Below are 14,598 nucleotides of genomic sequence, written 5' to 3'. Positions count from 1 at the left end.
TGGGATTATTTATTAGAACTTTATTATTTTCAATTCCGCCTCTGCATCCGCATATGTAAAAGGATTATTCTTGGTTTCAAAAGTATAAATCACATTGTGTCCTGGTATCAGACCATAATCATAAAATACTTTCATTTTGTTAAATGCATTTCTGGCATAATCAGCATCATCCATTCTTCCAAAATGTTCCCAATATATTATCTTTCCAGTATCTGGAATCCTCAAAGTAAAATCTGGATAATAAGCCTGGCCTCCCAACACCAACTCGCATTCGTACCTAAAAGGAATCCCATGCTGAACTAAAGCCATATCTATAAAAGCTTCAGATTTAGAACGTACCATATGTCCTGACAAACACGAAACATTGCACTGTTCTGGATAATATGGATTAGTTTTATATTTCTGATTTTCCCAATCTCCCTCCCTATTAAAACACAACTCTCCTAGTAAATCACAATAGTTCTTGTTCCTTAGAAAATCTTCAAATTCCTTCTGTGCATTACATGGAAATGCACTTTGGCTTTCTATTTTATATTTCTTTTCTAATAATAATTGTTTTTTTAATAAATAATACTTTTTCATAGCAAGCTTCTTTGCTATATCTTTATTGGACCTAGATAAATAAACTCTCTTATCGCCATTAATATAAAACCACCTGCTTGAACCATTATTATTATATGCCTTAAGTTCTCCTTCTGGCATTTGCTTTAAATATTTATCAATTTCTCTTAGTTCTTTATCAATTGAATTTAATTGTACTTTGTAAAATGTTTCTATAACTATTCCTCCATAAAACTTATTTTTTAGGAAACAAATAATACTTCATCCAATATCTATTTTTGTTACTCATAGGAAAAATAAAATCGATTGAAAAATAAGAAAAAGACATATACATACGATTAGATGTATAGAAAATAATAGCTGTACAAAAACAAAAAGATTTTATATTGTTGTAAGTTCGATATCAATGGTTAAACAATTTATTCTGTCCATTATCTGATACTTCATACTTCAAGCACACTACTATTATTATGTTTGATAGATGATTTATCACAAGCCAACGCAAATACAAGCTTTGTGATACTACCTGTGATAATATTCTTCAGATTATCTCTATTATTTATCACAAGTCAACGTATTTATAGGCTTTACAAGACTTCCTGTGATAAATTTCCCCAGATTTTCTCTATTATTTATCACAAGCCAACGTAGTTATAGGCTTTACAAGCCTTCTTGTGATAAATGTGTCCTGATTTTCTCTATTTTTTATCACAAGTCAACGTAGTTATAAGCTATATTAACCTTCTTGTGATAAACCACCACTCCCCAATGCCAATCAATAAGATGTATTATCTCAAAAAACAAAAACCTCAAGTAGATATCAAATAAGATATCTACTTGAGGTTATATAAGAACAAGGACAGTCGCAGCTATTGATAATTTGCCTTCGGCAAAAGCTGCTCCAGTATAACTTAAATCAAGTTTTGATTTAAGTTATAGTTTAGTAAGCAATACCCTGTGCCATCATAGCGTCAGCTACTTTTTCGAAGCCTGCGATGTTTGCGCCTGCAACGAAGTTGCCTTCCATGCCGTACTTCTTAGAAGCATCATCACATGCGTGGAAGATTCCTTCCATGATTCCCTTAAGCTTAGAATCAACTTCTTCGAAGGTCCAGTGAAGTCTCTCAGAGTTCTGTGACATCTCAAGAGCTGATGTAGCAACACCACCTGCGTTTGCAGCCTTAGCTGGTCCAAAGAGAACACCAGCTGCCTGGAATGCTGCAACAGCTTCTGGAGTAGAAGGCATGTTAGCACCCTCTGCTACTGCTGTAACGCCGTTAGCGATAAGCATCTTTGCATCTTCTTCGTTAAGCTCGTTCTGTGTAGCGCATGGAAGAGCGATGTCTACCTTGTACTGCCATACGCCGTGCTCGCCGTTCTTCTTCTCGTGGTACTCAGCTGATGGTCTAGCTGCAGCGTACTCAGAAAGACGTGCTCTCTTAACTTCCTTTACTTCCTTAAGAAGGTCAAGGTCGATTCCCTCTGGATCATAAATCCAACCTGTAGAATCAGAACATGTAACTGGCTTAGCGCCAAGCTGATATGCCTTTTCGATAGCGTAGATAGCAACGTTACCAGCACCTGAAACTGCTACTGTCTTGCCCTCGAATGACTCGCCCTTTGTAGACTTAAGCATTTCCTGTGTGAAGTAGCATACGCCGTAACCTGTTGCCTGTGTACGAGCAAGTGATCCGCCGTAAGAAAGTCCCTTACCTGTAAGAACACCTGTGAACTCGTTGCGAAGTCTCTTGTACTGACCGTACATATAACCGATTTCACGAGCACCAACACCGATATCACCAGCTGGAACGTCAGTGTCAGCACCGATGTGCTTTGCGAGCTCTGTCATAAATGACTGACAGAATCTCATGATTTCCATATCTGACTTACCCTTAGGATCGAAGTCAGAACCACCTTTACCACCACCGATTGGAAGTGTTGTAAGTGAGTTCTTGAAAATCTGCTCGAAGCCTAAGAACTTGATAACTGATAAGTTTACTGAAGGGTGAAGTCTAAGACCTCCCTTGTATGGTCCGATGGCTGAATTAAACTGAACTCTGTATCCACGGTTTACCTGAACCTTGCCCTGATCATCAACCCAAGATACTCTGAACTGGATAATACGCTCTGGCTCAACGATACGCTCAATAACGCCAAGCTCCTCAAGCTTTGGATTTGCAGCTACAACTGGCTCTAAAGACTCTAAAACCTCGCTAACTGCCTGAAGGAATTCCTTCTGCTCTGCGTTTCTAGACTCAAGTCCGTCATAGACACGCTGTAAATAACTACTCTTAAAATTCATTACAAAATCTCCTTTCAGAATATGTCGTTCAGAAAATGCCGACTCTTGCCACCCGACACAATCTAGAAAAGATTTTACTGCATTCAGCACTTTAATGCAATAAAGTTTTATATATTTTTCTACTTAAAGTGAGTCTTTTTCCTTATCCATTAAAAAGCGGTCAAATTCTAGTTTTATAAGAGCTGCAACAGGAACAGCAACTAGCATTCCAACAAATCCTCCCAAAGCACTTCCACCTATTAATGCGGCAACCACAAGCAGAGGATGGATTTTAATATTTGAGCTAAGAAGACGTGGATTAATTACATTTCCATCAATAATCATGATTACAACAAGTGCTATTATCCCAGAAATCAGCTCTGTAAATGCCTGCTGCGGCACGCATATCAATAAAAGAGATGCATATCCTACAATTGGTCCTACATAAGGAATGAGATTGCCTATTCCTACAAGCAATGCAATTAATAATGCATCAGGAATACCAAGGATTAAAAATACAACTCCAGTGATTACTGAAACCAACAATGCATCAATAAACTGGCCTCTAAGATATCCTGAAAAGATTCTATCTGCATCACTCCAAAATCTTTCGAAGCGCTCTTCTTCTTTTTTGCTTGTGATAATTCTAAATGCTCTCTTCCAGTATCTATTGATTCTCGCCCCGTCTATCATAAAGTAAACCGAGAATATGCATCCAAAGAACAAGGTTGTAATTACATTTTTCACGCCACTTAAAAAGCCTGTCACATATCCACCAAGCTGATTCATAGAAATGCCTATATTTTTAAGCTGCTCCTCTATGGTTGATATCAAGCTTTGCACATCACTCTGAACTAAATCTGCTATTGATAAAAGAGATTCAAAGTTAATAGCTGAAATATTCTTGTAAATGGTAAGAATAAGTATGACTAAAATAAACGCAATAACAGCAAGCACAATGATAAAGCTTAGTAAAATAGCCAGCGGTCTATCCCACTTGTGGCTTTTTCTTTTGCTAAATAATCCTTCGATTCTATCCACAATTGGTGAAAGCAGAAAGCTTATTATTCCACCCACAACCAACGGTTTTAATACTGCAGTAAATATAGTCCATAGTCTTGACCAAAAACCTGTGGTCCAGTACAAAAGACATACCACTATCAGCGTTACTATTACAGTTACACTTGCATATAAACATATCTTTGCATACTTCTTATCCAGTGATGACCAGAACCTCTTCAGCATATACTTCCTCCTTATGTATACTATACTTTTAAAATCAGTATACAAAAAATGGTTTCCAGAATCATCTGAAAACCATTTTCTTTACATAATTTTAATAATTATAATCTGTTGTTAATTCATCATCTGTTGTAGAATCCTCTTCTGTCTCTTCCACTTCCTTGCCCTTATTTAAAATAGAGCTTGTGATTTCCTCACGAAGTGAAGACATTGATGTCCTGCTGCAAAGACCAACAGTCTTGCCATCCACAGCAACCACACATGAATCACCATCATACTGATAAAGAACTACATTGACCACAGTAGCATCCTCATCGTTAAGAGTGATAGCAAATGCCAGCTCTTCTGTTCCCTTGCTGTAATCATCTCCAACTTCTGTCAAAGATAAACTGTCGATAAGTGATGTTGCGGTAACAAAATCTACTGTCTCATCATCAACTGTATATGTGTTTCCGTCGTCCTCATCATACTCAACATTTACAATATAAGTTTCGTCATCAATATCTACTGAGAGCTGTGCTACATTTGTCCAATCGATAGAAACAACTTCTGATGGACGAAGTGTTGAATAGCTAACATCTGCTATATCATCATAATCGTCAGCTGTTATGGCATATACGATAGTTGAACCATCAAAGTAAAGATATGCTGTATCAGCATCATCTGCCTTTGCAAAATAAATTGTCTGAGTCTGTGACTCTACTGCTGCATCATCAGAATCTTCCTCAGAATCATCTGCAGGAATCTCACCAGTAATTGTTGCTGTAAGTGTTGGATTATCAAGTCCATATTCTGCCAAGTCATCCTCAGTTGCCTTGTAAGTCTCATACTCTGTTAAATCCATAGATGAAAGCTTCTCTACAAATGATGTCACCTTTGACTCTGATACAGGGCTATAGTCATCTCCATCAACATAATAGAAATCATAATCATCTGTATATGTGTATTCACCGTCAGGGTCATATACAACATTTGCTTCACCATCACCTGATACAACAACTGATGTAATCTGTGAGTAGTCATAGACTTCATCTCTATCAAGGAAATCGTCCTGACTAGCAGATACATATTGAAGGATATCATCATCTATCAGATATACGCTCTTTTTATCTACGCAGATATATCGCTTTTCATCGATTGTAGAGAAATCACCGAATGTGATAACGCTATCTCCATCTGCTGTAGTAAATGTGATAGTAGCCTCAGGACTATCAAGTCCATACTGAGCGTAATTCTCTACGTCATCGATAATAAAGCTTGCGTGTACCGATTCAAAATAAGAAAGCATATCAGCTACGTAATCCTGATCTACAGGAAAATCGGTATCATCCGAAATCTGCCACTGAGAATCATTTTGAATAAGTGTCACACTGTCATCGTTATACTCTATCGCTACCTGTGTCAGGTCATCCTCATCAATTGTAAATACTTCTTCGTCTATAGTATTTACCGTATCTATATGCTGCTTTACTGCCTTTTCCACTACAATGGCCACAATTGCAATAACAAGAATGGCGCATAGAATCAGCAGTGTTTTTCCTCTTTTCATTTGATAATCCTCCCTATTCCAGGCTAACCTTTCTTCGTCTTACCACTTCATCGATTCCATATAGTAAGTATCCTACTGGAAGAACACCAATCATAATTACCTTAAGAAGTGTAGCTGCTGAAGCACTGATTGTCAGATAGTTGTAATCAAGTGACTTTGATCTGATAGAAAGTGATTCTGTATCAGTCATCTTCCATGACATTGCATTCATGAAGAAGTCCTCATTTGCACCTGATGAATAAGAGTTATACTGGTCCTCTAACAAGTAATCAGAAGCAATCCATACAAGTGAACCATCATTGCTGTTTTCTGCTGCAATTGCAAGTGAGAATGGTCCATCAACATCTCCGTCTTCCTTCTCATATGTGCTGATGTCGTAGCCTGCAGCCTTTGAGTATGCTGAAGAGGATGTATCAAGAAGTGATGTTACTGTATATGAGCCTGCTGCATTATCGATAGTTAAACCTGCTGCAATTGGCATAATAACTTTGCTGTTCTCATCAATAAGAGCATCTGTAATATCAGAAGACTCAATTGTTGGAAGAAGGAAATATGGATAATCAAATGCATAGTTGTCTCTATTAGTATCTATAACAATACCGTCAGTCATAGATACACCTACATAAGCTAACAAAGCTTCAAAGTTTGTAAGCTCACCCTCCTGCTGTGTACCAGAAAGCACTACAATATGACCACCATTATCGATGTATTCCTCAAGGATTGTTACCTCTTCTTCAGATAAATCGCTTGAAGGGGAATTTATTAGGATTACATCAGCATCCTCTGGTATTTCATCCTCATTAAGTAATGAGAACTCTGTTGTCTCCATATTGCCGCTTTCAAGAGCAGATTCCATAGTTGTAGACATATCGGCCTCGCCGTGTCCTGTCAGGACGTAAACCTGTGGAAGCTCATCAGATACAACATAATCAATTGCTGTTGTAATCAAGCTTTCACCATCAAATGACTGTGAAACAGAACCTGTTGTGTAGTAAGAGCTACTGTCTACCTCATACATTGATTCATAGCTTATATATCTACTCTTATCTCCTGACACTACAATCAAAGAGTTATTTGTAACAGTTTCTGATGTATAGTTAGACGCAAATGTTGGATAAGTATCTGGGTCTTTCTTTTCTACTGTCAGTTTATCTGAAAGTGAATCGTAAACGTCCAAAAGCTTTTCTATTACAGTAGACTCCTGGCCCGACTGACATATCCAGTAGATAGTAACGTCGTCCTCCAAGTTACCAACTACCGCCTTACTTGAAGATGTAAGGGAATATAGCTGTGCAGCTGATATATCGAACTGAGTAACTGTGGCTGGTAGTAATGACATAAACACATTTATAGCAATTACAATAGCAAGAACTATAACGGAAATAACAAAACTGTAACCACCGATTTTGGCAGACTTAGTATTTAATTGCTGTTTATTTTTATCTATAAACTTTTTAAAATCAGGTTTCTTAATCTTCATTATCCGTTATACCTCCTCTTCTCTAATGATTGCACACATAAGAACAAGAAGAAGGCTATGATACTTATGTAATAAACTATTGCAGTCAAATCGAACACGCCATTGTAAAACATAGTAAATCTTTCAAATAATGAAATCTGATTCATTACCTTTGGAAGCAGGTCCTCAAGTAACTCTGGCTTTGCAAAGAAAAGGATGATTGCAACTAAGCATGTAATAAATGAAAAGCCATATCCCATCACATCAGACTTTGTCATGTATCTAATTATTAGACCAAGGATTATCATAATAGCTACTATCGTAAATACGGAACCAACAGCAGATGATGATACCGCATCAGCAAGTGTTGTGCAGTAATAATTAAATAACATTACAACAACACAAATACCTGCAGCCATTCCCTGGGATTCTGTTAAGGATGATATAAACATTCCTATGCTGATAAGGGCAAGTCCTAAAAATATAAAAGCAAATAAAGTACCATAGCTTGTTGGCAAATATACCTCTCCATACATAGAAAAGATTAATGGATAGGCACAGATAAAAATCATAGGCACTACGAAAACTACAAGAAGTGCCATGAACTTACCTACCACAATTTCTGTTGTGCTAATAGGCAATGAATATAGAAGCTGATCTGTTTTCTGCTTCTTCTCATCTGCTATTATCCTCATAGTAAGTATTGGAACAATGATGATAAATACAATTTGGATAAAGCTTAATACATACTCAAAATTCGCCACCGATGCATTGATGTTATATATAAGTGCTCCTATTCCTGTAAAGGCAAGTAGGAAGGCGCCAAAAACATACCCTGTAAGGCTGTGATAATACAATGACAACTCGTGCTTTAATACTGCCACCATCTTACTCTTCCTCCTCTTCTTCATATTCTTCGTAGTCTGAATCCATCTCTTCTAACTCACTATCCTGTTCAGAAGAAGTCAGTTCGATAAAGATATCTTCAAGTGATGTCTGAACTGGATTGAGCTTTACAAGTGGAATTGAATTGGCAACAAAAGCTCTAAATACAAGCTCACATACCTCGTATGGATTCTCCATTGCTGTAGAAAGTTTGTAACAATGATACTTTTCAAAATTCTCTGTCTGCTGAAAGCTAGAGATAGCATCAATGTGATTAATCACTTCTGACACTTTTTCTTCTGTAGCTTCTGTCATAATCTCTATCTCATTTTCTGATGACAAAGATTTACCCAGATTTGTTATGTCATCGTATACCACAAGCTTTCCCTTGTAGATAATAAGTACCTTTTCACAAATCGCTTGTATCTCAGAAAGAATATGAGAACTAAGAATTACTGTATGTTTCTTTCCTAGCTCAGATATAAGATCTCTAATCTCAATAATCTGCATTGGATCCAAGCCAACTGTAGGCTCATCTAGAATGATTACAGAAGGATTTCCAAGGAGTGCCTGAGCTATACCGACTCTTTGTCTATATCCTTTAGAAAGATGCTTTATAAGTCTGTTTTGCATCTCTTCGATATGGGTTTCTTGTATTACTCTGTCTATTTCTGACTCCAGCTCTGCTTTTGCTATCCCCTTTGCCTCTGCAACAAATTTAAGATATTCTCTTGGAGTCTGTTCTACATAAAGAGGTGGAATTTCAGGAAGGTAGCCAATAAGCTTTTTTGCCTCCTTCTCCTCCTCATAAATATCATGTCCGTCAATTTTTATATCACCACTGGTTGCAGCGAGACAGCCAGTTATAATATTTAGTGTAGTAGATTTACCTGCACCGTTTGGTCCAAGGAAGCCATAAATATGACCATCTTCGATGGTAAATGACAAATCATCTACGGCAAGTACATCACCATAGCGTTTCGATAGATGTTCTACAGTTATCATTTCGCATATTCTCCTTTATTTTTAGTCTATAGTACTGTAGAACATGAATATTACGTCTATCTGACATCTATGTGAAATGTAAGTGAAAAAAAGAGCCCACATTTCTGTGAGCTCTAATAATTATATCGTTTATACGTTAATCTCAGCTTTTACACCAAGTACTTCTTTGTTTGCCTCAAGGATAGGATTAATAACATCACGAAGGTAAACCTCAACCTGACGTGGGCTACGTCCTACGTATCTTGCAGGCTCCATAGTAGCCTCAAGTTCCTCAAGTCCCATTGGGAATTCATCGTCAGCAGCAATAAGTTCAAGAAGGTTATTGTCCTTACCCTCTACCTTAACGTTCTTGCCTGCCTCCATAGAAAGTGTACGAATCTTCTCGTGAAGCTCCTGTCTATTTCCACCAAGCTTAACAGCATCCATCATAATGTTTTCTGTAGCCATGAATGGAAGCTCAGACATAAGGCGCTTTGTAATAACCTTATCATATACAACAAGACCATCTACAACATTTAAGCAAAGATCAAGAACACCATCTGTTGCAAGGAAGCCCTCAGCAATTGAAAGACGCTTGTTTGCTGAATCATCAAGTGTACGCTCAAACCACTGAGTTGCTGATGTGATTGCAGGGTTAAGTGCATCGATCATTACATAACGAGAAAGTGATGCAATACGCTCTGAACGCATTGGGTTACGCTTGTAAGCCATAGCTGATGAACCAATCTGGCTCTTCTCAAATGGCTCCTCTACTTCCTTAAGATGCTGAAGTAAACGAATATCGTTTGACATCTTGTGAGCAGAAGCAGCAATACCTGCAAGGATATTGCAAACTCTAGTATCTACCTTTCTAGAATATGTCTGGCCTGATACTGGGTAGCATGCCTTAAATCCCATCTTCTCAGCTATCATTGGATCAATCTTGTCGATTGTTTCATTGTCGCCGTTGAAGAGCTCAAGGAAACTAGCCTGTGTACCAGTTGTACCCTTTGAGCCAAGAAGCTTAAGAGTAGAAAGTACATAATCAAGATCCTCAAGATCCATTACAAACTCATTAAGCCAAAGTGTTGCACGCTTACCAACTGTTGTTGGCTGTGCAGGCTGAAAATGTGTAAATGCAAGTGTAGGCTGTGCCTTGTATTTGTCAGCGAACGCTGCAAGCTCCGCAATAACATTCACAAGCTTTGTACGAATAAGCTGTAAAGCATCTCTCATAATAATGATATCAGTGTTGTCACCAACATAGCAGCTTGTAGCGCCAAGATGAATAATACCTGCTGCCTTTGGACACTGCTGTCCGTATGCATATACATGACTCATTACATCATGTCTAACTTCTTTCTCACGAGCCTTTGCAACATCATAATTGATATCCTCAATGTGCTGCTTCATCTCATCAATCATATCCTGAGTGATAACTGGCTTTCCATCCTGTGAAAGACCTAACTCCATCTCAGTTTCTGCAAGGGCAATCCAAAGTCTTCTCCAGGTTGAAAACTTCTTATCCTGGCTAAAAATATATTGCATCTCCTTGCTTGCATATCTCTCAGAAAGTGGGCTTGTATATCTATCTGTACTCATATTCTCTCCTTATATCGTGTAATCTATCCGAATATCAATCGGGAAGTTACTTTTCGTATTCACCACGGATATCCTCAGTTGGTGGCTCCATAGGATAGTTACCATCAAAGCAGCCGTGGCAGATTTCGAGGCCGTCTACCATTTGAGGGAGGCGCTTAAAATCCAAGTATGCCAACGAATCGGCTCCGATGATATCCTTTATTTCATCTACTGAATGATTGTAGGCAATAAGCTGCTCGCGACATGGCACATCAGTACCAAAGTAGCAAGGCCACAAAAATGGTGGTGATGAAATACGAACATGTACTTCTGTAGCCCCAGCATCACGAAGCATCTTTACAATACGATCTGATGTAGTACCTCGTACAATTGAATCATCAATCATGATAATTCGTTTACCCTTAACTACTTCTTTAAGTGCATTTAGTTTTACCTGTACTGAGGACTGTCTGCTTGCCTGCTTAGGCTTGATGAAAGTACGTCCTACATAGCTGTTCTTGATAAATGCTGTTCCGTATGGAATACCTGATTCTAATGAATATCCCTGTGCAGCTGCATTTCCAGATTCTGGAACACCAACTACAAGGTCAGCTTCAACTGGTGAATCCTGTGCCAAGAATCGACCAGCTCTGATACGAGCATCATATACAGACTGCCCATCAATAATACTGTCTGGTCTGGCAAAATAGATATATTCGAATATGCATCTACCATGCTTGCTCTTGTCGATACATCTGCTCTTATCAGATTTGATACCAAACTCAGGTGAAATAGTTACGATTTCTCCTGGCTCTACATCTCTGATGTATTCGGCACCGATTGTATCAAGAGCACATGTCTCTGATGCAATTACATATGCATTATCACGTTTTCCAATGCAAAGTGGTCTGAATCCCTGAGGATCACGGGCAGCAATAAGCTTTCTAGGGGACATAACAACAAGTGAATATGCTCCTTTGATTTTGTCACAAGCTCTTGCAACTGCTTCCTCAACTGTTGCACTTTTTAAACGCTCTCTTGCAATAAGATATGCGATTGTTTCTGAATCGATTGTTGTTTGGAAAATGGCACCTGTCATAGAAAGCTCATCTCTAAGTTCCTCTGCATTGATTAGGTTACCATTGTGGGCCATTCCAAGAATACCCTTTATATAAGATAAAACAAGTGGCTGTGCGTTCTCTCTTGTAGAAGAGCCTGCTGTAGAATAACGAGTATGTCCTACACCAATATCTCCATGCATGCCCTCAAGTATTTCCTGATTGAATACTTCATTTACTAATCCCATATCTTTGTGAAGGGCAAAATTGCGTTTTGGACCATTAGTGTCAGATACTGCAATACCACAACTCTCCTGTCCTCTGTGCTGTAAGGCAAAAAGGCCATAATAAATCGAGGAGGCAACATCTCCACCGTCAAAATCGTACATGGCAAAGACGCCGCACTCCTCGTGCAAATCGTCCCATGGCATGTCCTTTACTTTCAAATCTGTCATAAAATCTCCTAATACATAATCTACGCTATAAGGTATTTTACACTTCAAGTGCTTTGCCAGTTAATAGCTTGTAAGCTTCAAGATATTTGTCGATTGTCTTATCGATAACATCCTGTGGAAGAAGGTAATCTGAATCTGGATTAGCCTTAAGCCAATCACGTACGAACTGCTTATCAAATGATGGCTGTCCATGTCCTGCTTCATAACCCTCAAGTGGCCAGAAACGTGAGCTATCTGGAGTAAGCATCTCATCTGCTAAAACAATGTTACCATCCTCATCAAGACCGAACTCAAACTTTGTATCAGCAATAATAATGCCCTTAGTAAGTGCATAATCTGCACACTTCTTATAAAGAGCGATTGTGTTATCACGAAGTGCAGTTGCGTATTCTAAGCCATGACCAGGGAATTCCTTTTCAAGAACTTCAATGGAACGCTCGAAAGAGATATTTTCATCATGATCACCAATTTCAGCTTTAGTAGAAGGAGTGTAGATTGGTTCAGGAAGTTTATCTGATTCCTTTAACCCTTCTGGAAGTTTAATGCCACAAACAGTACCGTTCTCTTTGTAGCTGGCCCATCCAGAGCCTGTGATGTAACCACGTACGATGCACTCGATTGGAAGCATTGTAAGCTTCTTGCACATCATTGACTTGCCCTTGTACTCATCGTTCTGGAAAAACTCTGGCATGTCTTTTACATCAGTTGAAAGCATGTGATTTGGAACAATGTCTTTTGTAAGTTCAAACCAGAACTTAGACATCTGTGTAAGCACTGCACCCTTGTTGACAATTTTGTTTTTGAGAATTACATCGAATGCAGATATACGATCTGTTGCTACCATAATAATGCTATCGCCATTATCGTATACTTCTCTTACTTTTCCTTCTTTAATTGGTTTCATAATCAAATCCTCTCTCTTTTTATTCTATTTTATTTATAATCATCGTGCCCCCATAGGGGCCAATGACTACTTTCTAACTAAAAGTGACTTTCCAGTCATCTCCTTTGGCTGCTCAAGACCCATGATCTCGATAAGTGTAGGAGCGATATCACAAAGAGCACCGCCCTCGCGGAGTGTATAGTCACTATCGTAGTTAACTAAGATAAATGGAACAGGATTTGTTGTGTGAGCTGTGTGTGGCTCTCCTGTCTCATAATCAATCATCTTTTCTGCATTACCGTGGTCAGCACAGATGAATAATGCTCCATCCATCTCCTTAACTGCCTCTACGGCTTCACCTACAAGTGAGTCAACACGCTCTACAGCTGCAACAGCTGCCTCTATGACGCCAGTATGACCAACCATGTCTGGGTTAGCAAAGTTGATAACGATAACATCGTACTTGTTAGACTTAATAGCATCTACAAGCTTTGCTCCAACCTCTGGTGCCGACATTTCAGGCTTAAGGTCATATGTAGCTACATCCTTTGGAGAGTTTACAAGGATTCTTTCCTCGTCCTTGTTAGGCTCCTCAACACCACCGTTGAAGAAGAATGTAACGTGTGCGTATTTTTCTGTCTCAGCAAGTCTAAGCTGCTTTAAACCATTGTTAGCTAAGAACTCACCGAATGTATTTGAAATGCTCTCCTTTTCGAAAGCAATGTGCTTGTTAGGGATTGTCTCATCGTAATCCTTGAAGCAAGCATAATAGAGATTTAAGAACTCTCTATCGAAGCCTGTGAACTTGTCATCACAAAATGCTCTAGTAATTTCACGAGCACGGTCTGGACGGAAGTTAAAGAATACAACTGAATCGCCATTCTTAACAACTGAAAGAGGCTTTCCATCAGCATCTGTGATAACTGTTGGAAGAACAAACTCATCAGTTACACCATCATCGTAAGATGCCTGCATAGCATCAGGTACTGAAGTAGCCTGAACGCCTTCACCCTTAACAAGGGAGTTGTAAGCCTTCTCAACACGGTCCCAGTTGTTGTCACGGTCCATTGCGTAGTAACGACCAGAAAGTGATGCAATCTTACCAACTCCGATTTCGTCCATCTTTGACTGAAGTGCTGCTAAGAAATCCTTACCAGAAGCAGGTGGAGTATCACGTCCATCAAGGAAAGCGTGAACGAATACATTTGTAAGACCGTTCTTCTTGCACATTTCAAGCATACCGTAAAGGTGCTCGATGTGGCTATGTACACCACCGTCTGAAAGGAGTCCCCAAAGGTGAATGTCTCCGCCAGTCTTTTTTGCATTATCGATAGCTTCAAGTAGAACTTTATTTTCGAAGAACTCGCCATCATTGATTGCCTTTGTAATACGAGTTAAATCCTGGTAAATAATGCGGCCTGCGCCGATGTTCATATGTCCAACTTCTGAGTTACCCATCTGTCCGTCTGGAAGTCCAACAAACATTCCAGATGCTTGACCTGCTACGAATGGACATTCAGCCATAAGTTTGTCCATAACAGGTGTCTTTGCCATCGCAATGGCATTTCCCTTAGGATTGTCATTAAGACCATATCCATCGAGAACCATAAGTACTACAGGTTTCTTACTCATAGTAAATCCTCCTTATATCTGGCAAACG

The 14,598-nt window shown here is 38.9% G+C and carries 11 protein-coding genes; all 11 read right to left on the bottom strand.

Annotation, left to right across the window (positions count from 1 at the left end):
* Window positions 1-12: 12 nt before the first annotated feature.
* Window positions 13-702, bottom strand: coding sequence for a hypothetical protein (locus E7274_RS07970; RefSeq protein WP_304175085.1), 690 nt, complete (start codon window positions 700-702; stop codon window positions 13-15).
* Between the two features lie 799 nt (window positions 703-1,501).
* Window positions 1,502-2,863 (bottom strand): NADP-specific glutamate dehydrogenase, encoded by a 1,362-nt coding sequence (gene gdhA / locus E7274_RS07965; protein WP_304175084.1) that lies wholly within the window; start codon window positions 2,861-2,863, stop codon window positions 1,502-1,504.
* Between the two features lie 123 nt (window positions 2,864-2,986).
* Window positions 2,987-4,087 carry an AI-2E family transporter gene (locus tag E7274_RS07960; protein ID WP_304175082.1) on the bottom strand — a complete coding sequence of 367 codons (1,101 nt, stop codon included), beginning with the start codon at window positions 4,085-4,087 and terminating at the stop codon, window positions 2,987-2,989.
* A 91-nt stretch (window positions 4,088-4,178) separates the two neighbouring features.
* Complete coding sequence (locus tag E7274_RS07955) at window positions 4,179-5,633, bottom strand: DUF4340 domain-containing protein (RefSeq protein WP_304175080.1); 1,455 nt, start codon at window positions 5,631-5,633, stop codon at window positions 4,179-4,181.
* 13 nt (window positions 5,634-5,646) lie between these two features.
* Window positions 5,647-7,113, bottom strand: coding sequence for a GldG family protein (locus tag E7274_RS07950; protein WP_304175078.1), 1,467 nt, complete (start codon window positions 7,111-7,113; stop codon window positions 5,647-5,649).
* Entirely contained in the window at window positions 7,113-7,979 is an 867-nt protein-coding gene (locus tag E7274_RS07945; RefSeq protein WP_304175076.1) for an ABC transporter permease, read from the bottom strand. Before E7274_RS07945 ends, E7274_RS07950 begins: the two co-directional genes overlap by 1 nt.
* 1 nt (window position 7,980) lies before the next feature.
* Window positions 7,981-8,982: an ABC transporter ATP-binding protein gene (locus E7274_RS07940; protein WP_097075850.1), complete on the bottom strand. Its 1,002-nt coding sequence runs from the start codon at window positions 8,980-8,982 to the stop codon at window positions 7,981-7,983.
* A gap of 129 nt (window positions 8,983-9,111) precedes the next feature.
* Window positions 9,112-10,563 carry an adenylosuccinate lyase gene (purB, locus tag E7274_RS07935; RefSeq protein WP_044933931.1) on the bottom strand — a complete coding sequence of 484 codons (1,452 nt, stop codon included), beginning with the start codon at window positions 10,561-10,563 and terminating at the stop codon, window positions 9,112-9,114.
* A gap of 46 nt (window positions 10,564-10,609) precedes the next feature.
* Window positions 10,610-12,055 carry an amidophosphoribosyltransferase gene (purF, locus tag E7274_RS07930; RefSeq protein ID WP_304175074.1) on the bottom strand — a complete coding sequence of 482 codons (1,446 nt, stop codon included), beginning with the start codon at window positions 12,053-12,055 and terminating at the stop codon, window positions 10,610-10,612.
* Between the two features lie 37 nt (window positions 12,056-12,092).
* On the bottom strand, window positions 12,093-12,959 hold the full coding sequence (locus E7274_RS07925) for a phosphoribosylaminoimidazolesuccinocarboxamide synthase (RefSeq protein WP_033153895.1): 867 nt from the start codon (window positions 12,957-12,959) through the stop codon (window positions 12,093-12,095).
* A gap of 66 nt (window positions 12,960-13,025) precedes the next feature.
* Window positions 13,026-14,570, bottom strand: a complete 1,545-nt coding sequence (gene gpmI, locus E7274_RS07920) for a 2,3-bisphosphoglycerate-independent phosphoglycerate mutase (RefSeq protein ID WP_044933925.1) — start codon at window positions 14,568-14,570, stop codon at window positions 13,026-13,028.
* Window positions 14,571-14,598 lie beyond the last annotated feature (28 nt).

Origin of the sequence: Pseudobutyrivibrio ruminis (genome assembly GCF_015057245.1) — a bacterium.
Lineage (GTDB): Bacteria > Bacillota > Clostridia > Lachnospirales > Lachnospiraceae > Pseudobutyrivibrio > Pseudobutyrivibrio ruminis_E.
The sequence above is the reverse complement of the archived record's forward strand: the minus strand, read 5'-3'. Positions and strand labels throughout refer to the sequence as shown.

Excerpts from the sequence above, each read along its gene's own strand:
- gpmI (WP_044933925.1), bottom strand. The coding sequence starts at position 14,570 with ATGAGTAAGAAACCTGTAGTACTTATGGTTCTCGATGGATATGGTCTT.
- E7274_RS07960 (WP_304175082.1), bottom strand. The coding sequence starts at position 4,087 with ATGCTGAAGAGGTTCTGGTCATCACTGGATAAGAAGTATGCAAAGATA.
- E7274_RS07955 (WP_304175080.1), bottom strand. The coding sequence starts at position 5,633 with ATGAAAAGAGGAAAAACACTGCTGATTCTATGCGCCATTCTTGTTATT.
- E7274_RS07940 (WP_097075850.1), bottom strand. The coding sequence starts at position 8,982 with ATGATAACTGTAGAACATCTATCGAAACGCTATGGTGATGTACTTGCC.
- E7274_RS07925 (WP_033153895.1), bottom strand. The coding sequence starts at position 12,959 with ATGAAACCAATTAAAGAAGGAAAAGTAAGAGAAGTATACGATAATGGC.
- purB (WP_044933931.1), bottom strand. The coding sequence starts at position 10,563 with ATGAGTACAGATAGATATACAAGCCCACTTTCTGAGAGATATGCAAGC.
- E7274_RS07945 (WP_304175076.1), bottom strand. The coding sequence starts at position 7,979 with ATGGTGGCAGTATTAAAGCACGAGTTGTCATTGTATTATCACAGCCTT.
- gdhA (WP_304175084.1), bottom strand. The coding sequence starts at position 2,863 with ATGAATTTTAAGAGTAGTTATTTACAGCGTGTCTATGACGGACTTGAG.
- E7274_RS07950 (WP_304175078.1), bottom strand. The coding sequence starts at position 7,113 with ATGAAGATTAAGAAACCTGATTTTAAAAAGTTTATAGATAAAAATAAA.
- purF (WP_304175074.1), bottom strand. The coding sequence starts at position 12,055 with ATGACAGATTTGAAAGTAAAGGACATGCCATGGGACGATTTGCACGAG.
- E7274_RS07970 (WP_304175085.1), bottom strand. The coding sequence starts at position 702 with ATGCCAGAAGGAGAACTTAAGGCATATAATAATAATGGTTCAAGCAGG.